Source organism: Tsukamurella sp. NPDC003166 (genome assembly GCF_040611135.1).
Classification (GTDB): domain Bacteria; phylum Actinomycetota; class Actinomycetes; order Mycobacteriales; family Mycobacteriaceae; genus Tsukamurella.
Map to the genome: position 1 here is coordinate 1 of NZ_JBEXNL010000008.1, position 21567 is coordinate 21567.

Annotated in this window: 20 protein-coding genes; 8 read left to right on the top strand and 12 right to left on the bottom strand. The window is 70.3% G+C overall.

Going from position 1 to position 21567, the window contains the following annotated elements:
• From ABZX10_RS11135 to ABZX10_RS11155, 5 genes are all read right to left on the bottom strand, one after another.
• The coding region (locus tag ABZX10_RS11135) for a hypothetical protein (RefSeq protein ID WP_355538807.1) at positions 1-267 on the bottom strand (267 nt) is incomplete at its 3' end.
• A 93-nt stretch (positions 268-360) separates the two neighbouring features.
• Entirely contained in the window at positions 361-2031 is a 1671-nt protein-coding gene (locus ABZX10_RS11140; protein ID WP_355538810.1) for a protein kinase, read from the bottom strand.
• A gap of 167 nt (positions 2032-2198) precedes the next feature.
• A complete protein-coding gene (locus ABZX10_RS11145) occupies positions 2199-3485 on the bottom strand; it encodes a hypothetical protein (protein WP_355538813.1) in 1287 nt (428 codons plus the stop codon).
• Positions 3392-5719, bottom strand: a complete 2328-nt coding sequence (locus ABZX10_RS11150) for a PQQ-binding-like beta-propeller repeat protein (RefSeq protein WP_355538816.1) — start codon at positions 5717-5719, stop codon at positions 3392-3394. Before ABZX10_RS11150 ends, ABZX10_RS11145 begins: the two co-directional genes overlap by 94 nt.
• Before the next feature lie 87 nt (positions 5720-5806).
• Positions 5807-6955, bottom strand: a complete 1149-nt coding sequence (locus tag ABZX10_RS11155) for an acyl-CoA dehydrogenase family protein (protein ID WP_355538819.1) — start codon at positions 6953-6955, stop codon at positions 5807-5809.
• Between the two features lie 161 nt (positions 6956-7116).
• On the opposite strand from ABZX10_RS11155, the gene ABZX10_RS11160 reads away from it, so the two are divergent.
• The 5 genes from ABZX10_RS11160 to ABZX10_RS11180 all read left to right on the top strand — a co-directional run bounded on the left by ABZX10_RS11160 (position 7117) and on the right by ABZX10_RS11180 (position 10237).
• A complete protein-coding gene (locus tag ABZX10_RS11160) occupies positions 7117-7875 on the top strand; it encodes a hypothetical protein (protein ID WP_355538822.1) in 759 nt (252 codons plus the stop codon).
• A gap of 95 nt (positions 7876-7970) precedes the next feature.
• On the top strand, positions 7971-8315 hold the full coding sequence (locus ABZX10_RS11165; protein ID WP_355538825.1) for a YbaB/EbfC family nucleoid-associated protein: 345 nt from the start codon (positions 7971-7973) through the stop codon (positions 8313-8315).
• Entirely contained in the window at positions 8297-8590 is a 294-nt protein-coding gene (locus ABZX10_RS11170; RefSeq protein ID WP_355538828.1) for a hypothetical protein, read from the top strand. The genes ABZX10_RS11165 and ABZX10_RS11170 overlap by 19 nt, the downstream gene beginning before the upstream one ends.
• Positions 8587-9522 (top strand): hypothetical protein, encoded by a 936-nt coding sequence (locus tag ABZX10_RS11175; RefSeq protein ID WP_355538831.1) that lies wholly within the window; start codon positions 8587-8589, stop codon positions 9520-9522. The genes ABZX10_RS11170 and ABZX10_RS11175 overlap by 4 nt, the downstream gene beginning before the upstream one ends.
• Positions 9523-9544: 22 nt before the next feature.
• On the top strand, positions 9545-10237 hold the full coding sequence (locus ABZX10_RS11180) for a VOC family protein (RefSeq protein ID WP_355538834.1): 693 nt from the start codon (positions 9545-9547) through the stop codon (positions 10235-10237).
• Between the two features lie 12 nt (positions 10238-10249).
• On the opposite strand, the gene pgl is transcribed toward ABZX10_RS11180, so the two are convergent.
• The 5 genes from pgl to tkt are packed head-to-tail and all read right to left on the bottom strand — an operon-like array spanning position 10250 to position 16692.
• Positions 10250-11035 carry a 6-phosphogluconolactonase gene (gene pgl, locus ABZX10_RS11185; protein WP_355538837.1) on the bottom strand — a complete coding sequence of 262 codons (786 nt, stop codon included), beginning with the start codon at positions 11033-11035 and terminating at the stop codon, positions 10250-10252.
• Positions 11032-11949, bottom strand: a complete 918-nt coding sequence (locus tag ABZX10_RS11190) for a glucose-6-phosphate dehydrogenase assembly protein OpcA (RefSeq protein ID WP_355538840.1) — start codon at positions 11947-11949, stop codon at positions 11032-11034. The genes pgl and ABZX10_RS11190 overlap by 4 nt, the downstream gene beginning before the upstream one ends.
• A complete protein-coding gene (gene zwf / locus ABZX10_RS11195) occupies positions 11946-13466 on the bottom strand; it encodes a glucose-6-phosphate dehydrogenase (protein WP_355538843.1) in 1521 nt (506 codons plus the stop codon). The genes ABZX10_RS11190 and zwf overlap by 4 nt, the downstream gene beginning before the upstream one ends.
• A gap of 9 nt (positions 13467-13475) precedes the next feature.
• Positions 13476-14585: a transaldolase gene (gene tal, locus ABZX10_RS11200; protein ID WP_355538846.1), complete on the bottom strand. Its 1110-nt coding sequence runs from the start codon at positions 14583-14585 to the stop codon at positions 13476-13478.
• Between the two features lie 7 nt (positions 14586-14592).
• A complete protein-coding gene (tkt, locus tag ABZX10_RS11205) occupies positions 14593-16692 on the bottom strand; it encodes a transketolase (protein ID WP_355538849.1) in 2100 nt (699 codons plus the stop codon).
• A gap of 294 nt (positions 16693-16986) precedes the next feature.
• On the opposite strand from tkt, the gene ABZX10_RS11210 reads away from it, so the two are divergent.
• Both ABZX10_RS11210 and ABZX10_RS11215 read left to right on the top strand, forming a co-directional pair.
• The gene (locus ABZX10_RS11210; RefSeq protein WP_355538852.1) at positions 16987-17967 is read left to right on the top strand and encodes a heme o synthase; all 981 of its coding nucleotides are present in this window, start codon (positions 16987-16989) and stop codon (positions 17965-17967) included.
• 3 nt (positions 17968-17970) lie between these two features.
• A complete protein-coding gene (locus tag ABZX10_RS11215) occupies positions 17971-18603 on the top strand; it encodes a maleylpyruvate isomerase family mycothiol-dependent enzyme (RefSeq protein ID WP_355538855.1) in 633 nt (210 codons plus the stop codon).
• 6 nt (positions 18604-18609) lie between these two features.
• On the opposite strand, the gene ABZX10_RS11220 is transcribed toward ABZX10_RS11215, so the two are convergent.
• Positions 18610-19176 carry a TetR/AcrR family transcriptional regulator gene (locus ABZX10_RS11220; protein WP_355538858.1) on the bottom strand — a complete coding sequence of 189 codons (567 nt, stop codon included), beginning with the start codon at positions 19174-19176 and terminating at the stop codon, positions 18610-18612.
• A gap of 106 nt (positions 19177-19282) precedes the next feature.
• On the opposite strand from ABZX10_RS11220, the gene ABZX10_RS11225 reads away from it, so the two are divergent.
• A complete protein-coding gene (locus tag ABZX10_RS11225) occupies positions 19283-20602 on the top strand; it encodes an NADH:flavin oxidoreductase/NADH oxidase family protein (protein ID WP_355538861.1) in 1320 nt (439 codons plus the stop codon).
• Here the strand turns inward: ABZX10_RS11225 and ABZX10_RS11230 are convergent.
• Positions 20591-21556 (bottom strand): quinone oxidoreductase, encoded by a 966-nt coding sequence (locus ABZX10_RS11230; protein WP_355539307.1) that lies wholly within the window; start codon positions 21554-21556, stop codon positions 20591-20593. The genes ABZX10_RS11225 and ABZX10_RS11230 overlap by 12 nt on opposite strands.
• Between the last annotated feature and the right edge of the window lie 11 nt (positions 21557-21567).

The window sequence follows — 21567 nt, forward strand, 5'->3', positions numbered from 1 at the left end:
GGCGACCTCCGCCGCAGCCAACCGCTGCCGCGCCTGCACCGCCTCCCGGTAATTCGCCGGCTGCGCGAGGTACTGCGCCTCATCATCGGCGTACAGCGCGCGATGCAGCGCGTAGACGACGGTCATCGTGCGGCAGTACGCCACACACTCGACCCGCCGCTGTTCGAACAAGATCTCCGCGACGGCACGCTCCTCACCCCGCGCATCAGCGAGCCCCCGAGGAATCAAATCCTCAGGTAGATCACGTAATGCTTCCGGTAGTGCCATGCCTTCATCGTACGCCTATGTGTTCGAGAAAGCTACGATACTGAGCATGATTTTCGGGAGTTGAGTCGGCTCACCGCCGACGGGTTCGTGCAATCAGGGGTAGGCGGTCGTTCCGGCGGGACCCAGGGTGTCCGAAATCAACTTGGCTGCGCATCGGTTCCGGTCGAGGCCGTTCTGGCGGCACCAGGCCACTGCCGGGGCGGAGTCGGTGAAGGCGTACGCGGCGAGGATCGGTACCCACGAGGTCTTGCCGTCGAACACGGGCCACTCACCGCTGTAGAGCACCTTGACCGCGCCGTACTTGCTCTCGAAATAGCCGATCTCACCGAGGATGTCGGCTTCGAACCACTGCTTACCGTCGTCGGTGACGCCGGCGTACTTCGAGGCCAGCTGGATGACCCAGCGGTTGTTCATCGTCGCCATCACCGTGGGCTTGTCGGCTGCGGCCCGAGTCTGCAGCGCGACGAGCGGATTCGCGGGCGTGGTGGTCGTGGGTACCGTCGTGGTCGCCTGCGCGCCGGTCGGAACGTCCGACGGGGCGGTGGCTGTGGCGGTGACCCGCACGGTCGACGCGGCGGGTGCGGTCTTGCGGTCCGTCAGGGCGACGTAGCCCAGCACCGCGGTGGCGCCCACGAGGATCGCCGCGACCACGGCGAGGATCGGCACCATGCGGTTCCGCGCGGGCGGCTGCTGCTGATACGCGGGGGCGACCGGGTACGACGGTGCCTGTGGGTACGAGGCCTGCGGGTACGACGCCTGTGGATAGGACTCTGCCTGCGGGTACGAGAGCTGCGGCTGAGCCGGGGGATACGACGGCGCGATGGGATACGAGGGCGGCGGCACCGGCTGCGAGATCACCGTGGGATCCGACGCCGCCGGGACGGGGCGGATCAGCGTCCGGTCGTCATCCTGGCCGGGCACCGGTACATCGACGCTGCGGCCGGCGAGCGCCTGCCGCGCGGCTGCCGCGAGCTCGCCGCAGGTTGCGAAGCGCTCGGCCGGCTCCTTCGCCATGCCGAGCGCGACGACGGTGTCCATCGCGGCGGGTACCGGCACCTCGGTGCTGGGCCGGGGGATCGGCGAGGTGAGGTGCTGCTTGAGCATCGCGCCCAGCGATTCGCCACGGTACGGCGCGTGGCCGGTGAGGGCTTCGAACAGCACGCACGCGAGTGAGTACACGTCGCTCGCGACGGTGGCCGAGTCACCGTCGAACCGCTCCGGCGCCGCGTAGGCCTGCGATCCGACGAACAGCCCCGCCGACGTCATCCGGGACTGCGTATCCGCTACCGCGAGGCCGAAGTCAAGGAGGTACGGGAACCCGGAATCGGTGAGCTCGATGTTGGCGGGCTTCACATCCCGGTGCACGAGCCCCTTGGCGTGCGCGGCGTCCAGCGCGCCCGCCACCTGCTCGACGACGGTGACCGCGCGCTCGGGAGGCAGCGGACCGTCGCGCAGGACCTCCGCGAGATTGCGGCCCTCGACGAGCCGCATGTCGATGAACAGGACCCCGTCGATCTCGCCGAAGTCATGGATCGGGATGACGTGCGGGTCGGCGAGGCGAGCCACCGTCTGCGATTCGCGGGTGAACCGCTCCCGGAACTGCGGATCCTCCGCCGCGGAGGCGTGCAGGAGCTTGAGCGCCACCTCGCGATCGCGCCGCTCGTCGTGCGCGAGGTACACCTCACCCATGCCTCCGCGGCCCAGCAGCCTGCCGATCGCGTACGGGCCCAGCGTGGTGCCGGTCCGTGTTCCCTCGCCGCTCATGGTCCCCTCCGGTCGGTCGATCCGCTGATCGTAGCGGCAGGCACTGACAGGCAAACGGGCATGGACAGCAATCGTGCGACCGGCTCCGGCGCGATCGTCTGATCGGATGACACCGCGACGTCAGCGTAGGCACCTGGACGGCTGTTCGGTCGCGGGCGCGTACAGGCTCAGGTCGCCCAATCACTGTCGCCGGTCATGGTGAACTCGCCGAGAACTCTCGTCATCTCGGCGACATCGACAGCGAGGACCTGGGCCGTCGCGGCGTCACGCTCGAATTGGTCGGCGACCGTGCGATCGCCGATTCTCGAAGCGAGTGCGTTCATCTGCGGAAGATTCTGCAGCTGTTCGTTCGCCGCGTCGAGCGCTCTGAGCTTGTCGCTGAGAGCATGTATCTGCTCCGAGTAGGCCCACAGGTTCGCTACTCGGTGCCGGAGGGCATCGACCATGCGATCGAGCGCGATCTGTTCGGGCGTGCGATCGATCGGTGCCGAATCCTCGGTGACGCTCTCGATGGCCGCGTCAGCGTCCGGGTCCGGGTCGGCGCCGCCGGAGATGCGATCCCGGGCCCAGGACTTCGCACGACCGCGCCATGCGCGGCTCAGGTTTCGCGAGGAGTCCGCGTCCGACTCGGTCTCGGGTCCGTCAGGGAGTTCGTCAGCCAGCGCCTCGTCGATGGTGTCGCGGAACCAGCGCCGGGCACGCGCCGAGGCATCGCTGATTGCTTCTTGCCCACGCGCGACGACCGTCTGGCGCGGTGATGTGGGCAGCGGCGGTAGCTCGATCCCCACCCGACGGCGCCACACCGCGATTGCTGCGGCATGGCGTCCGATCCGAGAGGCCTCGGCCTCAGGCGCGACGGGTACCCGACTCCCGTGCGAGATCTCGTCGCGCCATGCGCGGGAGTCGATGATCCGCCCTGCGAGTGTGTGTGCGACCTCAGCCAGGTTCAGTTCGGGCGAGAGATCCGGCACCAACGTCGTTGCGGCGACGATCTCTTCGTCGTCGCGCCAATGCAGGCGCTCGTGCTCGGGGATCGATCGCCGTTGTAGCCACCCCGGACGCTCGGGCTCACGTCCACTCGGGAGGTCCCAGGTGATCGTCACAGTGCCGTACTGGTCGCGGATCGCGCCACGGGGAACTCGGCAGCCGGCGGCCGTGCGCCTGTCGAGCACGGCTACTGTCTCAGCACTGAGAGAGTCCTCGTCGAGGACCGGTACCAATTCTCGACGACCGGAGTTCCGATCCGCCGACATGTCGTTCAGGATGTCGTCCGCCATTGCCTGAACAGCTGCGAGCGCCGCACCTCGACGATCGTCGGCTGATGCCGGCGTCCCCTCTGTCATGCGATCAGGATACGGCCTCACCAGTACCGGGTTGATCCGTCCGGGCTCGCGGTGCTCGAGACCAGTTTCGCGAAGCAATGATCGCGGTCGAATCCGTTGCTGCGGCACCACTGGTTCGCCTCGTCTGGCCCGGGGAAGGTCGCGGCCGCGACGCTCACCCACCAGCCCTTGTAGCTGAAGACCGGCCACTCGTCGGAGTACAGCAGGCGTACGTCGGCGAAGCGCAGGCGCAGCGCCAGGAACTCGTCGAGGATGGCCTTCTCGTCCCAGGTACGCCCGTCGGCCACCAGCCCGACCCGCTTGCTCGAGAGCTGCGCGACCCAGCGGTTGTTGAGGCTCCCCAGGATGAAGGCCTTGTCGCTGTCGGCCTGGATGCGCAGTGCGCTCAGCCCCGACATCGGGTTCAGGCCCGTCTGCGGTCCGGGACCGGACGCCGCGATCGGGCCGTTCGACGGTGCCGGGACCTTCGCCTTGCCCGACCCCTCCGGCTGCACGCAGTCGACGAGGTAGCTGTGCCCGCCACCGCCGCTGGCCCCCGATCCGCCGCTCGACGGTGCGGGAAGCGTGTCCGGGGTGCGGAAGAACTGGCCCTGTTTGAACAGCAGGTCGACGGTGGTGCCGGACTTCTTCTCCTCGGAACCGCTGCCCGGTTTGGGGACCCCGACGGGACTGGTGGCGAAATCGAAGGTTCCGCTCGCGATGATGCCGGTGGAATCCGAGATCGTCACGGACGTGCCTGCGGAGGTCAGCGCGTCGCCGGCCGGGCACGTGGCGGTGATCTTCATGGTGACCACCAGGCCGCCCGATTCCGTGCGGAACTTCTGCGGCGTGAACACCGGCTTGCTGCCGCAGCGGGTGTAGTAGCTGTCGTCGCCGGAGGTCTTGCCGACGGTGCCGGTGTTGTGGCTGCCCGGTGCGCTCGCCGCGCCGCCGGTGGCGCCGAAGCCAACGATCCCGTCGTTCGACTCGAACACGAGTGTGCCACCCGCAGCTGCGAGCGTCCCGCTCTTCGTGTCCATCGGGACCTGCGCCCGCCATTGCTCACGGCCGGTGTGCAGGTCGACGGCGACGATCGAACCGTTGGCGACGTACATGACGTGCCGTCCGTCGGTCACGGGGCTGCGGAAGCCCCCCGAATCGGCGGACCACAGTTCCCGCCCCGATTCGGTGTCCATCCCGCGCAGTCGGCCGTCGTGGCTCACGACGGTGACGTCGTCGGCGACGATATGGACCTGGGGATAGTTGTCGAGTGCAGAGCTCCAGCGCGCCTGATCGCCGACGTACAGTTTGCCGTCGACAAGGAATGGCGCGGCGATGTCACGACCTACGACGTCAGGGACTGCGACGGTGTTCGCGGTGAACGTGCGCTGCGCGCCGGATGGCGCCGTGTGGACGACGTCACGCGACGTGATCGACGTCAGGTCCTTACCCGTCGATGTCGAGGTGACGAGCCCCCCGTCGGGGAGCGGTTCGCGCCCGTAGCCGGCTTTGGTGAGGAGCATCTCACCGGTGTCACCGCGAAAGTGGGTGATCGCGCCGCCGCTCTGCAGCGCGACGAGCGAATCGGTCGCCGTGAGTCCCCACGCATCGCCGCTGCCGAATCCCTCCGCGGGCTCGAACGCCTTCCGGAAAAGGACCTTTCCGGACGGGTCGTAGCGGATGAGAGCCCGATCATTTCCCGATCCGTCGCGCGACCCGACGAAGACGCCGAGTCGGCTAATGCCGATCATTTCGCTGGTGGAATCCAACGACGCGATCGTGCGGCGCTCGCCGGTGCGCGCGTCGACGATGACCAGTTCCGGACTCGTCTGCGACGCCGAGGTGCAGGCGATCATGTCTCCGACGATGCGCTCCGAACATGTTCCGAAGGTCCCCGGCGCGGTGCGCTTGTGCCCGGTCGCCGTATCGATCAGGACCAGCCGCGGCGCGTCTGAGTAGCTGCCGCTGCCGGCGAACACCGCCATGATCGAACCGTCCTCGTTCAGCGCACGATTCGCGACCGAATAGGTCTTGTCCTGCCCCGCGACACCGAAGATCCGCTGCGCGTCGAGCCCGGTCGCGCCGGTCGCTTGCGCGGTCAGCTTCCACGACACCGACGGGGCCGTCGGGAACTCCTTCGTGAGCTGTCCCGGGACCGGGCCGGAGTCACCGTCGGCCTTGTGGGAGGTGAACCACCAGATCCCGCCGGCCACGAGGACCAGCACGCACACGACCGACACCCCGGCCAGGACCCAGGCGAGGGCGGACCGTCGAGCGGGGGTGGGCGGGGGAGGCACCTGGCCGTACCCGTACTGCGGAGTCTGCTGCGGGCCGTACGGGAACTGTTGGCCTCCGGGCGAAGTCATATGTCCACCCGATCAAGAAAACGGCGCCCGGGCAATCATCCGATCGGATGACAGCCCGGGCGCCGCCCGGAGAGTTCGCGCCGCGGGTCAGAGGGTGCGGGCAATGATCTCCTTCATGATCTCGTTGGTACCGGCGTAGATCATTTGGACGCGGTTGTCGGCCCAGAATCGCGCGACCGGGTACTCGGCCATGTAGCCGTAGCCGCCGAACAGCTGCAGGCACTCCGAGGCGACGGTCTGCGCCCGGTCCGAGGTCCACCACTTCGCCATGGCGACGGTGGGGATGTCCAGCTCGCCCTTGACGTGCTTCTCGATGCAGTCGTCCACGAAGACGCGCGCGATGGTGGTCTCGGTGATCGCCTCGGCGAGCTTGAACTTGGTGTTCTGGAAGCCGAAGATGGGGCGGCCGAAGGCCTCGCGCTCCTTGGTGTAGCGCAGGGTCTCCTCGAAGATGACCTCCATGCCGGCGACACACGCCTGGCCGATGATGAGGCGCTCCTGCGGCAGCTGCTGCATGAGCTGGTAGAAGCCCTGGCCCTCCTGGGTGCCGAGGAGGTTCTCGACGGGCACGTGCACATCGTCGAAGAACAGCTCGGACGTGTCCTGGCCCTTCTGGCCGATCTTGTTGAGGATCTTGCCGCGGCGGAAGCCCTCGCGGTCCGCCTCGACGAGCACCAGCGAGATGCCGGACGCGCCCTGGTCGGGATCGGTCTTGCAGACGAGGACGATGACATCCGCCTGCTGGCCGTTGGTGATGAAGGTCTTGGAGCCGTTGATCACGTACTCGTCGCCGGTCTTGATGGCGCGGGTCTTGACGTTCTGCAGGTCCGAGCCGGTGCCGGGCTCGGTCATCGCGATGGCGCCGACGGCCTCACCGGAGGCCATCTTCGGCAGCCAGTGCTGCTTCTGCTCCTCGGTGCCGTACGCGAGGATGTAGTGCGCGACGATGCCGTTGTGCAGCGAGACGCCCCAGCTGGTGTCGAAGGCCTGCGCCTGCGCGGCGATCAGTACCGACTCGTGGCGGAAGTCGCCGCCACCGCCGCCGTACTCCTCGGGGATCGAGAGGCAGAGCAGACCGAGCTCGCCGGCCTTGTTCCACAGGTCGCGGTCGACGTGGTGCTGCTCGGCGAAGCGCTCGATGTTCGGCGTGAGTTCCTTGGCGAGGAACTTGTCCGCGAGGTCACGGAGGGCGTCGAGCTCGTCGTTCATCCAGCTCGGGCGACGGCGTGCGGCCATGTCGATGACCACCTTTCTGCAGGGGGTGAAGCGGGCTTGTTGAGCACCACTTAATCAGAATCGCATCGACGAAAACAAGCACGACTGAATGATTAGCGGTTAACGTGCTGGTCAGCGCGGGATACCGGCGTGGTGCCGTGCTGCGCTCCTAAGATCGACACGTGCAGACCGTCGCGCGTGCCGGTGGCACCCTGCGCCGGGTGTCGCGATGGGAGCTGCGGGCGCTGAGGCGCATCGCCGTGGGCCTGCTGGTCAATCTGGTGCTCGCCTTCGGGTGGCTGCTCGTCGACCCCCTCGACTACACCGCGCGGACGAAGGTCCCGGTCATCGTCGTGTACTTCGTCACTTTCGTGTTGGCGGACTCGGTGACCACCAACATGCTCGCCGACCAGGCCGCCGCGCGGTCGGGGAGGTCGACGGGGTTCGGCGCGAGCCTCGGGATCCTCGTGGCGCGGAACGTGACCCTTTTCCTGGCGCTCGGCGTGCCGCTCGTCGCGGCGACGGTGACCCTGGTCGCGCTGACGGGGCACGCCGGCGCCACGCCCGTCGCGGTCTCGTCCGTGCTCATGCAGGTGTTCGTGTGGCTGGGTATCTGCTCGATCGTGGCGGCGTTGTTCCCCGTGACCGCGGCGAGCCCGCTCGTCTGGTGGCGCGATCGCCGGAACCTGCCGGTGACGGCCTGGCGCGTCGTCGCCGCGCTCGTGCCCTATGCGCTGCTCTGGGTTCTCGTTCCGGCCGACGGGCGCCGGCGGCGGCTCCCCGGCATGGGCGCCGTGCACCGCAGGACGACCGGCGCGCAACCTCTGGATCACGTGCATCAGGCCATGACCGCGGTACTCGTGGGGCTGCTGATGTGGGGTGTGGGCATCGGGATCGGCGCCGTCATCGTGCGGATCCGGAACTGGCGGCCGCGGGCCTGAGTCGTCTACCTGCGGCGATACGAAATCGGAACCGATCGTCGAGTTGGTGCGTCTAATTGATGCGGAGGAAAAACCAACGAGATCGGGGGAACGAGTTGGACACGACACCGCAGGTCTGGTCGGACGCCGCACGGGCGGATGAGGCGTACGAGCAGGCACACGAGGTCCGTGAGCGATTGGCCCGAGTATCGGGCACCGGGACGGCCGCACGGGGGGATGTGCGGATCACCGTCGGAATGGGGGGACGGCTCACGGGGGTGGTGATCGCAGGACGCGCGATGGAGCTCTCGGGGGAGGCTCTGAGCGCGGAGATCATGACGGCGGCCTCCCTGGCCGAGCAGGCCGCGGCCAGGGAGGTCCACTCGATCACGACGCACTACTACCCGGATCACGAGCTCTGGAACCAGTACACGGGGGAATCATGGCCGACTTCGAGCTGACGGCGGAGACCGTCGACGCCCATGGTCGGGCGCTCGGCGAGATCCGTGCCACGGTCGACAAGGCCGGCGCCGCAGGCGCGCGGCGGGTGGGCACGATGGACTACGGCGCGATGTTCTTCCCGCTCGTCGGGCTGATGAACGTCGCGCTCGAGAAGGTCGGGCAGGCGGTCACGCGGCACAGCGGTGAGCTGAGCACGCATCGCGCCGACTTCCAGCGCACGGCCGCGGCGCTGGTCGACGCCGACGACTCCGGCGCAGAGGGGATTCCGCGATGAGGGACCTGGTGGCCGGCGTGCCGCTCGCCGAGGCGGTGCGGGACGCGGCGGAAGCGGTCGGCGATGACGGGTTCGCCAGTATTGGTAGCGGATTCGCCGCCTACGGCGTGGTGTCCGCGGTGAAGGATGTCGCGTCCGATCCACTCGGGTCGATCTTCGCCGCGGGCTTCGGCTGGGCGATCGAGCACAATCCGATCCTCCGGACGGCCTTGGACGCGGTCTCCGGCGATCCGGACGCGATCGGCTCCGTCACCGACGCGTGGAGGGACGAGGTCGCGACACCGCTCGCGTCGGTCGCGCAGTCCGTCGCGAACGCGGGGGAATCGACGTCGGCAGGCTGGTCGGGCGACGCCGGCGACGCCTACCGTGCCGCCACCACCGAGCTCGCCGGGCACACTGAGGCGCTGGGCACTGCGGCCCGCGCCGCGGCCACAGGGTTGTCGGCCGCTGGCACGCTCGTGGTCGAGGTGCGCAACTACATCCGCGACGAGCTCTCGACCTTCCTCGGCTGGCTGGCCGCGGGTGACGCGATCGCCGTAGCATCAGCCGCGCCGACCGGGGGCGGTTCGGTGGCGACGTTCATCAACACCGCGATCCTCCGCGGTGCCGCACTCGGCCAGAAGTTCGCGGCCGTGTTGCGCAGGCTCGCCGACAAGCTGGAGCGCTTCACCGACCGGCTCGGTGCCCTCGGCAAGGCAGCGGACGCACTGCGCAGGGCGGCGGTGAAGGTCGATGATTCGGCGGCGCGTGTCATCGGCCGGACCAGCCCCGAGGTCATCAGCGGGCGGATCTCCGGCGAACTCGTCTCGCGCTGGTCGAACGCGGCGCCGTCGCTCCCGACCGCCCGCGAGGTGGCGAAGGACGGCGGCACCATCGTCGCGAAGGCCATGGGCGACGCCTGGAAGACGTGGTCCGGCACCGCGCCCGCGTGAACCGATAGGGCAGGATGGCGGCGTGAGCACAGCACAATCGCGGGACCTGCTGATCCTCGACGTGCCGGAGGAGTCACGGGCCGCGCACGCCCGCCTCCTCGCCGCGGACGCGGCGGAGCGGTACACCGCGGGTGGTATCGACATCGCCGTCGGAACCCCCGCCTGGGCGGGCGGCGCCGGCCTTCTGGTCGCCACCGACGATCCGGCCGATCTGGCCCGGCTCGTCGATCGGCGCGGCCTCGCCGTCTCCGAGGTCGCCGGCGGATTCGCCGGTGCGGCCCACGGACTCGTCCTCGGCATCGCGGGCCCGACGGTGCCGTCCCCACTGCCCGGCGCGGACATCACGGGGGTCGATCACGTCGTGGTGACCTCGCCGAACCGCGACCGGATCATCGCGACGCTGTGCGGGCGGTTCGACTTCGACCTGCGCCTGGACCGGGTGCAGTCCTGGGGCGTGCACCAGTTGTTCCTGCGTCGCGGTGACCTTCTCGTCGAGGTGGTCCTGCACGAGGGTGACGACGTGGATCCCGCAGCGCCGGACGGACTCTGGGGCGTCGCGTGGCGCACCGTCGACGCCGACGCGACGCGCGCCCGCCTCACGGACCTGGGCATCGCCATGAGCGAGGTGCGGCGGGGCGCCAAGCCCGGCACCCGGGTGGCGACCGTGAAGGATCCCGCGCTGGGGATCCCGACGATCGTCCTCGAGCAGTCCTAGCCCTCGGGCCGATCAGCCGAGCCGGGAGGCGGCGGCACCGTCGACGTACCAGACCGTGTGCTCCGAGCCGTGCGCGCCCGCGCACGGCCAGTCCTCGGGCGAGGCGCCGCCGACACCCTCGGCGACGGCCTCCGCCTTGTCCGCGCCGGACACGAGGAACCACACGCGCCGGGCGGCGCCCACCGCGGGCAGCGTCAGGGTCAGGCGCCGCGGCGGTGGTTTGGGGGAGTCGCGCACGGACACCACGGTCGCGTCCTGCTCGCGAGCGGCGTCCGTGTGCGGGAACAGCGAGTTGATGTGCCCCTCGCCGCCCATGCCCAGCAGGTGCACGTCGAACCGGGGAACGAGCGCGCCGCCGGCCGAACCCACTGCGACGCCGTTGCCGCGCTCGGTGGCGTTGTCCGCCAATCGCTTCGCGTACACGCGCGCCGCCAGGTCGCCGTCGCCGCTGAACTCGTCGGCCGCGGGGAAGGTGTAGACGCGCTCGCTCGGCACGGGGACGTGGTCGAGCAGCGCGTTCTGGGCCTGCAGGGCGTTGCGGTCGGCGTCGTCGCCGGCGACGAACCGCTCGTCGCCGAAGAAGACGTCCACCCGGGACCAGTCGATGACCTTCTCGCGCAGCGCCGCCGACAGGGCATTGCCGTTCGTGCCGCCGGTCAGCACGATCGACGCGAAACCGCGCTCGGCCTGAGCCTGCTCGATCACCGCGACGAGGTCGTCCGCGGCCGCCGCGACGAGGGCGGCGGCGTCATCGAACTCCCGGACCTCGGGTCCGGGGCGGGCGGGCGAATCGTTCATGCGGGCATCTCCGATCGATCCACGTCGGACACGCCGCCCAACGCTGAGAAGTAGACCTCGTCGTCGTCGAGGCGACGCAGTTCCTCCGCCAGGCAGTCCGCGACGCCCCGTCGACGGATCGCGACGCGGCCGTCGGGCTGCCCCGGGCGCACCAGCACCGCGGTCGAGTTCTGGTCGAACTCCAGCGTCAACGCGCCGCTCGCGCGGTCGAGCTGGACCTCGAAGCTCCCGGCCCGGCGCACGACCGGGACGTCGAGCTCGGCGCGCAGCCACCCGGCGAGGAGGTCGACGCCCGCGCTGTCCTCGGGGCCGGTGACCACCGCGGAGGTGATCGCCTCGAACGGTGGCTGGTCCAGCGCGGACGCGAGCAGCGCCCGCCACGGGGTGATACGCGACCACGCCAGATCCGAGTCGCCGGGGGTGAACCCCGCGCGCCGTAGCGCGAGCGCCGCGACCGGATCGTGCGAGGCGATGGAGTCGGTGATCCGCCGCGTGGCGAGGCTCCCCACCTTGTCGGCCGACGGCACCGGGGGTGCGATACCGGGCCACCAGGCGACCACGGGCGTGTCCGGGAGTAGGAACGGAACCACCACGGACGCACCGTGATCGGCCAGTTCGCCGTAGAGCCGCAGCACCACGACCTCCGAGGCGCCGGCGTCGCCGCCCACGCGGATCTGGGCGTCGAGCCGCGTCGGCTCCGAGCGCGCGCCGCGGGCCAGCACGATGACGCGACACGGGTGCTCGCGCGAGGCGGCGTTCGTGGCCTCGATCGAGCTCTCGGTGGGCTCGCCCTCGTCCGCGGAGATGATGAGCGTCAGGACGCGACCCAGGGTGACCGCGCCGCCGGTCTCGCGAAGGCGGACCAGCTGCTTCGAGACCTCCTGCGTGGAGGTGTCCGGGAGATCGAGAATCATGGGCGGCGCCACGTCCTTCCGGTGCGAGCGAGCACGGCGTCGGCCGAGTCCGGGCCCCAGGTGCCGGACTCGTACTCCTCGGGCTTCCCGCCGGCCGCCCACATCCGCAGCACGGGGTCGAGGATCTTCCAGGACAACTCGACCTCGGCGTTCACGGGGAACAGCGAGGGCTCGCCGAGCAGGACGTCGAGGATCAGGCGCTCGTACGCCTCGGGCGAGCTGACCGTGAAGGCCTCGCCGTAGCTGAAGTCCATGTTGACGTCGCGGACCTCCATCGAGCTGCCCGGGACCTTCGACCCGAACCGGAGCGTGACACCCTCGTCGGGCTGCACGCGGATGACGAGTGCGTTCTGGCCCAGCTCCTCGGTCATCGTGTCGTCGAAGGGCAGGTGCGGCGCGCGCTTGAACATCAGCGCGATCTCCGTGACGCGGCGCCCCAGTCGCTTGCCGGTGCGCAGGTAGAAGGGGACCCCGGCCCACCGTCGGGACGCGATCTCGACGGTGATCGCGGCGTAGGTCTCCGTCGTGGAGGTGTGGCTGAAGCCCTCCTCCTGGAGCAGACCGACGACCTTCTCGCTGCCCTGCCACCCGGGCCCGTACTGGCCGCGCGCGGAGGTCTCGTCGAGCGGCTCGACGGGCGAGGCCGCGGAGAGCACCTTGATCTTCTCCGCCTGCAGCTCCGCCGGGTGGAAGCTGGTGGGCTCCTCCATGGCGATGAGGGCCATGAGCTGCAGCAGGTGATTCTGGATCACGTCGCGGGCGGCGCCGATGCCGTCGTAGTAGCCGGCGCGCCCGCCCAGCCCGATGTCCTCGGCCATCGTGATCTGGACGCTGTCCACGTAGTGGCTGTTCCACGTCGGCTCGAACAGCTGGTTGGCGAAGCGCAGCGCCAGGATGTTCTGGACCGTCTCCTTGCCCAGGTAGTGGTCGATGCGGAACACCGACTGCTCCGGGAACACGTCGTTGACCACGCCGTTGAGCTTCTTCGCCGACTCGAGGTCGTGCCCGAAGGGCTTCTCGATCACCACGCGCCGCCAGCCGTCCTGCTGATCCGCGAGGCCCGACCGCTTGAGCTGCTCGCACACCGTGGGGAAGGCGTCGGGCGGCACCGACAGGTAGAACGCCGTGTTGCCGCCCGTACCGCGGGTCTCGTCGAGCGAGACCAGCGCCTGCGACAGTCGGTCGAAGGCGTCGTGGTCGTGGAACTCGCCCTGGACGAACCGGATGCCCTCGGCCAGCCGGTCCCACACGTCGTCGCGGAACTCCGTGCGCGAGTGCTTCTTCGCGGCCTCCCGGAAGGTGGCCGCGAAGTCCTCGTCGGACCATGGGCGCCGCCCGAACCCCACGAGCGAGAAGCCCGGAGGCAGCAGGCCGCGGTTGGCCAGGTCGTACACCGCGGGCATGAGCTTGCGCCGCGATAGGTCGCCGGTGACGCCGAAGATCACCAGCGCGGAGGGCCCCGCGATCCTCGGCAACCGGAGGTCGCGCGGATCGCGAAGGGGATTCGTCCAGGTCACCGGCGCCTCCTAGGCGTTCGCCTTGAGGGACTCCGCGGTCGCGTCCAGCAGCTGCTGCCAGGCCTGCTCGAACTTCTCGACGCCCTCACGCTCGAGGAGGTCGAAGACGTCGGTGAGGTCCAGGCCCGCACCCTGCAGGTCGGCGAACACCTGCGCCGAGTCCTCAGCGCGGCCCAGGATGGTGCCGTCGACGACCTCGCCGTGATCGGCGAAGGCCCTCATCGTGGCACCGGGCATCGTGTTGACGGTGTTCGGGGCGATCAGCCCGGCCACGTACAGCGTGTCCGGGTAGGACGGGTTCTTGACGCCGGTGGACGCCCACAGCGGTCGCTGTACGTTCGCGCCCTCGATCGCGGCGAAGCGAGCGCCGCCGAAGACCTCCTCGTACGCGGCGTACGCGAGGCGCGCGTTCGCGAGGCCGGCCTTGCCGCGCAGCGCGAGCGCCGCGTCGGTGCCGATGGCCTCGAGCCGCTTGTCGATCTCGGTGTCGACGCGGGAGACGAAGAAGGACGCCACGGAGTAGATCGAGCCCACGTCCTTGCCGGCCTTCGCGGCGGCCTCAAGTCCGTCGAGGTACGCGTCCATGACCTGACGGTGCCGCTCCACCGAGAAGATCAGCGTCACGTTCACCGAGATCCCCTCGGCGATCACCCGGGCGATCGCGGGCAGGCCGGCGAGCGTCGCGGGGATCTTGATCAGCACGTTCGGCCGGTCGACGATGCGATGCAGCTCGATCGCCTGCGCGACGGTGCCGTCGGTGTCGTGCGCCAGGCGCGGGTCGACCTCGATCGACACGCGGCCGTCGACCCCGCCCGTCGTCTCGAAGACGGGGGCGAGCACATCGCACGCCGCGCGCACGTCGTCGGTGGTGACGGTGCGGATGGTCTCGTCGACATCGGCGTTGCGGGCCGCGAGCTCGGCGACCTGGGCCGCGTACTCGGCGCTGCCCTTCGACAGCGCGGCCTGGAAGATCGCCGGGTTCGTGGTGACACCGGTGACCGAGTCGGTCTCGGTGAGCGCCTTGAGGTCGCCGGACTGGATGAGGCTGCGCGAGAGGTCGTCGAGCCAGACGGAGACGCCCGCCTCGTACAGCGCGGCCAGGTTGGGGTTCTGAGCCATGGTGTGGTTATCCCTTCGTGTTGGCGATGGACTGCTCGGCCTTCTGGGCCACGGTCTCGCCGGTGAATCCGTACTTCGCGAACAGGACCTTGTCGGAGGCGGACTCGCCGAAGTGCTCGAGCGAGACGATCTCGCCGAAGCCGCCGACGATGGGCCACCACGGCATCGCGATGCCGGCCTCCACCGAGACGCGCGCCTTGACCGCGGGCGGCAGGACGCTGTCCTGGTACTCGCGGTCCTGGGCGTGGAACCACTCGATCGACGGCATCGACACCACGCGGGCGTTGATCCCCTTGGCCGCCAGCAGCGCGGCCGCCTCGACCGCCAGCTGCACCTCGGAGCCCGTGCCGATCAGGATGACGTCGGGGGAGGCACCGTCGGCCTCCTGCAGGACGTACCCGCCGCGCGCGACGCCCTCCGCGGAGGTGCCCGCCAGGATCGGCACGCCCTGCCGGGTGAGGATCAGGCCGGTGGGTCCGTCGCCGTTGCGCCGCTCCAGCGTGGCCTTCCACGCCGCGACGGTCTCGTTGGCGTCGGCCGGGCGGACCACGTTGACGCCCGGGATCGCGCGCAGCGCGGCCAGGTGCTCGACGGGCTGGTGCGTGGGGCCGTCCTCGCCGAGGCCGATCGAGTCGTGCGTCCACACGTAGATCGGATCGATGTCCATAAGCGCCGCGAGCCGGACCGCCGGGCGCATGTAGTCCGCGAACTGCAGGAAGGTGCCGCCGTAGGGGCGGGTCTTCCCGTGCAGCACGATGCCGTTGAGGATCGAGCCCATCGCGTGCTCGCGGATGCCGAAGTGCAGGGTGCGGCCGTAGGGCTGCGCGTTCCAGTCCTCGGTGGAGATCGAGCGGGGACCGAAGGAGTCGGCGCCCTTGATCGTGGTGTTGTTCGAGCCGGCCAGGTCGGCGGAGCCGCCCCACAGCTCCGGCAGGGTCTGCCCGGCTGCGGCGAGGAAAGCGCCGGACGCGGCGCGCGTCGCGATGCCCTTGTCCTCGACCGACCAGGTCGGCAGCTCGGCGTCCCAGCCCTCGGGCAGCGTGCCGGCCTCGAGCCGGTCGAGCAGTGCCTTGCGCTCGGGGTTGGCGGCGGCCCAGGCGTCGAAGCGCACGTTCCACGCCTCGTGCTCGGCCTGGCCCCGCTTGACGAGCTCGCGGGAGTGGGCGATGACCTCGGGGGCCACGTCGAAGCTCTTCGCCGGGTCGAAGCCGAGGATCTCCTTGACCGCGGCGACCTCGTCGGCGCCGAGCGCCGATCCGTGCACGCCGCCCGTGTTCATCTTGTTCGGGGCGGGGAAGCCGATGATCGTGCGCAGGATGATGATCGACGGCTTGTCGGTGACCGCCTTGGCGGCAGCGACGGCCTCCTCGATCGCGGTGACGTTCTCGCCGCCCTCGACGTACTGCACGTGCCAGCCGTAGGCCTCGTAGCGCTTGGCGACATCCTCGGACAGCGCGATGTCGGTGTTGTGCTCGATCGAGATCTTGTTGTCGTCGTAGAACAGGATCAGGTTGCCGAGCTGCTGCGTCCCGGCCAGCGACGAGGCCTCGGAGGTGACGCCCTCCTCGATGTCGCCGTCGGAGGCGATGACGTAGATGAAGTGGTCGAAGGGGCTCTCGCCCTGCGCGGCCTCGGGGTCGAACAGTCCGCGCTCGTAGCGCGAGGCCATCGCCATGCCCACGGCGGAGGCCAGGCCCTGGCCCAGGGGACCGGTGGTGATCTCGACGCCCTTGGTGTGTCGGTACTCGGGGTGGCCCGGGGTCAGCGAGCCCTCGGTGCGGAGCGCCTCGAGGTCGCCGAGCTCGAGCCCGAAACCGCCCAGGTACAGCTGCAGGTAGAGGGTCAGGCTGGAGTGGCCGCAGGACAGCACGAACCGGTCCCGGCCGATCCAGTGGGTGTCCGACGGGTCGTGGACCATGACCTTCTGGAACAGCGTGTAGGCGAGGGGAGCGAGGCTCATCGCGGTGCCGGGGTGGCCGTTGCCGACCTTCTGCACCGCGTCGGCCGCGAGCACCCGGGCGGTGTCCACCGCGCGCGTGTCCAGTTCGGTCCAGTCGGCGGGGTGATGCGGCGTGGTCAGTGCTTGGATCTCGGCGGTGCTGGTCACGGCGGAAGGACTCTCCTGGTCGTACGGGGATGCGGGCTCAAGTGTGAACCCTACTCGGCGCCGGTGCACGGTCTGCGGAAACTGCCGGGTAGTGGGCCGCGGAATCGGGGGCGGCGAACCCGATTCGGACCTGCGGGGGCGGAGGACTACCATGGCTCGTAGTAGATGGGGTCTGCGCCGGTCGCAGGCCCGCGGGGAGACGCATGTCTCCCGGCGCGCAGTCGGTCAGCCCCGAGTGCGGAATCGTCAGAGTCCGGCTCGGCCCGGACCCGTCGGAAGAGAGTGCGGCAGAAGATGGTTTTCAAGGGCGGGCACGGGACCAACACCCCCAGCGCTCGCTCGGCGGCCGCGCCGGCACCGTCGTCCTTCGCGGGCCGTGCGGGACAGACCGTGCTGGCCTACATCGCGCTGACGAAGCCCAAGGTCATCGAGCTGCTGCTGGTCGCGACCATCCCCGTCATGCTGTTGGCCGACCGCGGGCACGTGAACCTGCCGCTCATCCTGTCGACCCTGTTCGGCGGATGGCTGGGTGCGGCCTCGGCGAACACGCTGAACATGGTCGCGGACGCGGACATCGACCAGAAGATGAAGCGCACCGAGCGCCGTCCGCTCGCGCGGCACGCTGTGCCGGTCCGGCACGCGCTGATCTTCGGCCTGGTGCTGGCCGCGGCGTCGTTCGCCTGGCTGTCCCTGATGGCCAACGTGCTCTCGGCCGTGCTGGTGCTGGTCACGATCGCGTTCTACCTGTTCGTCTACACGATGCTGCTCAAGCGCCGGACCTCGCAGAACGTGGTGTGGGGCGGCGCCGCGGGCTGCATGCCGACGCTCGTGGGCTGGTCCGCGGCCACCGGCACCATCGCGTGGCCCGCGGTCGTGCTGTTCCTCGTGATCTTCTTCTGGACGCCGCCGCACACCTGGGCGCTGGCCATGCGCTACCGCGAGGACTACAAGGCCGCGGGCGTGCCCATGCTCCCCGTCGTGGCGCCGGAGACCGTCGTCGCGCGCCAGATGGTCTGGTACACGTGGGCCACCGTGATCACCACGCTCGTGCTGATCCCCGCGGCGGGCCTGGTGTACGCGATCGCGGCCGTCCTCTGCGGCGGCTGGTTCCTCTACGCGGTGCACAAGCTGTACGCGCAGACGAAGGCCGGCCAGGAGATCAAGCCGCTCAAGGTGTTCCTGCAGTCGAACAACTACCTGGCCGTGCTGTTCTGCGCGCTCTCGGTCGACTCGATCCTCAACTACAGCACTGTCTGGCACCTGCTCGGACTCTGACCCGTGGCCGCCGATCGCGATCTCTGGCAGCTGATCTTCGCCGAGCGCGCCGCGCTGGCAGAGGATCTGGGCGCGCTCACCGACGAACAGTGGGCGACGCCCTCGCTGTGCGCGGGGCTGTCCGTCCGGGAGGTCCTGGCCCACATGACTGCCGGCGCGTCCGACAACCCGGTCGTCTGGTTCGCGGGGGTGCTGCGGAACCGCTTCGACTTCGACGTCAACGTCGCGCAGCGGCTCGCCCAGCGACTGGGTACGGATCCGGCGGACACGCTGCGGCGGTTCCACGGCGTATGCACCAGCCGCACCAAGGCCCCGATCCCCGTGGTCGCGATGCTGGGGGAGGCCGTGGTCCACGGCGAGGACATCCGCCGGCCGCTGGGGTTGCGCCGGGAGTACCCGATGGAGGCGCTGGACCGGCTCGCGCACTTCTACGCCGGGTCGGACTTGATGGTGCCCTCGGCGGCCCGGGCGCGCGGCCTGCGGTTGCGGGCCGTCGACGGTGACGTCACGGTCGGTTCCGGGCCCGAGGTCGCGGGAACGACGCTCGCGCTGGTCATGGCCTTGACCGGGCGGGACGACTACCTCTCCGAGCTCGACGGTCCGGGGCTGGCGGAGTTCGCCGCTCGCCGGGGTTGAGCCTCGTCAGTTGATGTGCAGCGCGGCGTCGACCGTCGCGCGGACGCGCCGGTGCACCTCGTCCGGCGACGTCGCGTCGAATTTGCCGTCCAGGTGCAGGAACGCCAGGCCGTGGACGAGGGCCCAGACGGCGGTCGCGGTGTCCTCGCCGTCGGCGTCCGGCAGGGTCTTCCGGATCAGGCCGGTGAGGTAGGCCTTGATCATCTCGACGGCCTCGACCCGATCGGGGTCGGTGCCGCAGGGCTCGGCGAACATCGCGCGGAAGAGGCCGGTCCGGCCCAGCGCGAAGTCGACGTAGGCGATGGCGATGGCGGCCAAGTCCTCGGGGCCGGACGGTTCCGGGCACGCGGCGTGCAGCGCGGCCGCGAGCTCCCGGTAGCCGACCGCGGCGACGGCCGAGATCAGCGCGCCCCGGTCGGGGAAGTGGCGGTAGGGCGCGGCGGTCGACACGCCCGCGCGGCGGGCGACGGCGCGCAGCGACAGGTCATTGGCGCCGCCCTCCTCGTCGAGGATCTCGACGGCGGCGTTGACCAGGGTGCCGGGCAGGTCGCCGTGGTGATAGGTCGTGCTCATGAGTTCCACTCTACAACATCGTGTTGACACCGCTTACATATCCGTCTAACGTCGGCGTCGCCCGTTTCATGTGAGCACCGTTCACATACACCTCGGAAGGCCCGTCATGACCGACCTGTTCGCCCCACTCACCCTCCGCTCCGGCGCCGTCCTGCCCAATCGCATCGCCAAGGCCGCGATGGAGGAGGGCATCGCGGGGGCCGAACAGGCGCCCGACGGGCGCACCGTCGAGCTGTACCGGCGATGGGGCGCGGGCGGCGCCGGCCTGCTGCTCACCGGCAATGTCATGGTCCACGCCGAGGCGCTCACCGGACCCGGCGCGATCGTCCTCGACGCCGGCTCGCCGCTGCGCCCGTTCCGCGAGTGGGCGTCCGCGGCCAAGGAGAACGGCGCGAGCATCTGGATGCAGATCAGCCACCCCGGCCGTCAGATCCAGGTCGACATGCCCGGCGTCACCTGGGGCCCGTCGGAGAAGGCCGTCGACCTCGGCAGCGCGCTGTCCAAGCGGTTCGGCACGCCGACCGCCATGACCGACGGCCAGATCCTCGCGACGATCACGCGCTTCGCCACCACGGCGCGCCGAGCGGAGGAAGCAGGGTTCGACGGTGTCGAGGTGCACGCCGCGCACGGCTACCTGCTCTCGCAGTTCCTGTCGCCACTGGTCAACACCCGCACCGACGAGTGGGGCGGATCGCTCGAGAACCGCGCCCGGATGCTCGTCGAGACGGTCCGCGCGATCCGCGCCCAGGTGTCCTCGGTCTTCGCCGTCGCGGTGAAGCTCAACTCCGCGGACTTCCAGCGCGGCGGCTTCGAGGCCGACGACGCGCGGGCCGTGATCGCGATGCTCGCACCGCTCGGCGTCGACCTCGTGGAGGTCTCCGGCGGCAGCTACGAAAGCCCCGCGATGACGGGCCGGGCGGCCGGCGCACCGTCGGGCCTCCCCGCCGCGGACGGTCGACCCCGCGACGCCCGCACCGCCGCGCGCGAGGCCTACTTCCTGGAGCTCGCCGCGGACCTGGCCGCGACCAGCGCGATCCCGCTCATGGTGACCGGCGGGATCGCCCGCCGAGAGACCGCCGAGGCCGCGCTGGCCGAGCACGTTGCCGTCGTCGGGATCGGCACCGCGCTGTCCGTCACGCCGGACCTGCCCGCCCGCTGGCGGGTCGACCAGGGCGCCGTCGCGGCCCTGCGGCCCGTGACCTGGAAGAACAAGCCCCTCGCGTCCATGGCGTCGATGGCGCAGGTCCGCTACCAGTTGCGCCGGATGGCCGCCGGGAAGGACACGCGGCCCGACATCCGGCCCGCCGCGGCGCTCGTGCGCGACCTGCTCGTCGTGCGCGGGGCCCTGCGCCGCTACCGCCGGTGGCTCGCGGACCGTCCGTCCGACGGTGCCGCGCTCGCGCCCGCCGAGGCGTCAGGGAAGTAGCGCCACCGAGCCCGTGGTGCGGCGCTGCTGCAGGTCGATGTGGGCCCGCGCGGCGTCGGCCAGCGGGTAGGTCGCGCCGACGGTGAATCGCAGTGACCCGTAGCGCAGGCCATCCAGCGCCGCGCTGCTGCGCCGCGCGAAGTCCGCGGACGTTGCCACGTGGTGGGCCAGCGTGGGCCGCTGCACGAACAGCGAGCCGAGCGGGTTGAGCCGCTGCAGGTCGAACGGGGGGACCGGGCCGGACGCCGCGCCGAACAGCACGACGATGCCCTTGTGTCGCGTCGCCAGCAGGGAGGCCTCGAAGGTGTCCTTGCCGACCCCGTCGTAGACCGCGGCCACGCCCTCGCCGCCGGTGAGCTCGCGGACGCGGGCCGCGATGTCCTCGTCGTAGCGCAGCACCTGCCACGCGCCGGCCTGGCGCGACAGTTCTTCCTTCGCGTCGGTGGAGACGGTCGAGATCACCCGTGCGCCGAGCGCCGTCGCCATCTGGGTGACGAGCAGTCCCGTGCCGCCCGCGCCCGCGTGCACGAGCACGGTGTCGCCCGGCCGGACCGGGTGCGAGTCGTGCGTGAGGTAGTGCGCGGTCATGCCCTGCAGCAGGACGGACGCCGCGACTGCGGGCGGCACCCCGTCGGGCACTGCGACGGTGCGGTCGGCCGGGACGTTCACCAGCTCCGCGTACGAGCCCGGGCCGTCGCACCAGGCGACCACGTCGCCCACCGCTCGGTTCGTGACGCCCTCGCCCAGCGCGACGACGGTGCCGGAGCCCTCACTGCCCGGGATGTACGGCAGCGCGGTGGGATACATGCCCTCGCGGAAGTAGGTGTCGATGAAGTTCACGCCGATCGCGGAGGTCCGCACCAGGACCTGGCCGGGGCCGGGCACCGGATCGGGGGATTCGCCGTAGGTCAGGACATCCGGGCCGCCGTGTTCGGTCACAGTGATCGCGCGCATGACAGGTGCAA

Coding starts and splice junctions, on each gene's coding strand:
- ABZX10_RS11230 (WP_355539307.1), bottom strand. CDS start 21,556: ATGCGCGCGATCACTGTGACCGAACACGGCGGCCCGGATGTCCTGACC.
- ABZX10_RS11220 (WP_355538858.1), bottom strand. CDS start 19,176: ATGAGCACGACCTATCACCACGGCGACCTGCCCGGCACCCTGGTCAAC.
- ABZX10_RS11210 (WP_355538852.1), top strand. CDS start 16,987: ATGGTTTTCAAGGGCGGGCACGGGACCAACACCCCCAGCGCTCGCTCG.
- ABZX10_RS11140 (WP_355538810.1), bottom strand. CDS start 2,031: ATGAGCGGCGAGGGAACACGGACCGGCACCACGCTGGGCCCGTACGCG.
- pgl (WP_355538837.1), bottom strand. CDS start 11,035: ATGAACGATTCGCCCGCCCGCCCCGGACCCGAGGTCCGGGAGTTCGAT.
- ABZX10_RS11155 (WP_355538819.1), bottom strand. CDS start 6,955: ATGGCCGCACGCCGTCGCCCGAGCTGGATGAACGACGAGCTCGACGCC.
- ABZX10_RS11170 (WP_355538828.1), top strand. CDS start 8,297: ATGGCCGACTTCGAGCTGACGGCGGAGACCGTCGACGCCCATGGTCGG.
- ABZX10_RS11175 (WP_355538831.1), top strand. CDS start 8,587: ATGAGGGACCTGGTGGCCGGCGTGCCGCTCGCCGAGGCGGTGCGGGAC.
- tal (WP_355538846.1), bottom strand. CDS start 14,585: ATGGCTCAGAACCCCAACCTGGCCGCGCTGTACGAGGCGGGCGTCTCC.
- ABZX10_RS11225 (WP_355538861.1), top strand. CDS start 19,283: ATGACCGACCTGTTCGCCCCACTCACCCTCCGCTCCGGCGCCGTCCTG.
- ABZX10_RS11190 (WP_355538840.1), bottom strand. CDS start 11,949: ATGATTCTCGATCTCCCGGACACCTCCACGCAGGAGGTCTCGAAGCAG.
- ABZX10_RS11150 (WP_355538816.1), bottom strand. CDS start 5,719: ATGACTTCGCCCGGAGGCCAACAGTTCCCGTACGGCCCGCAGCAGACT.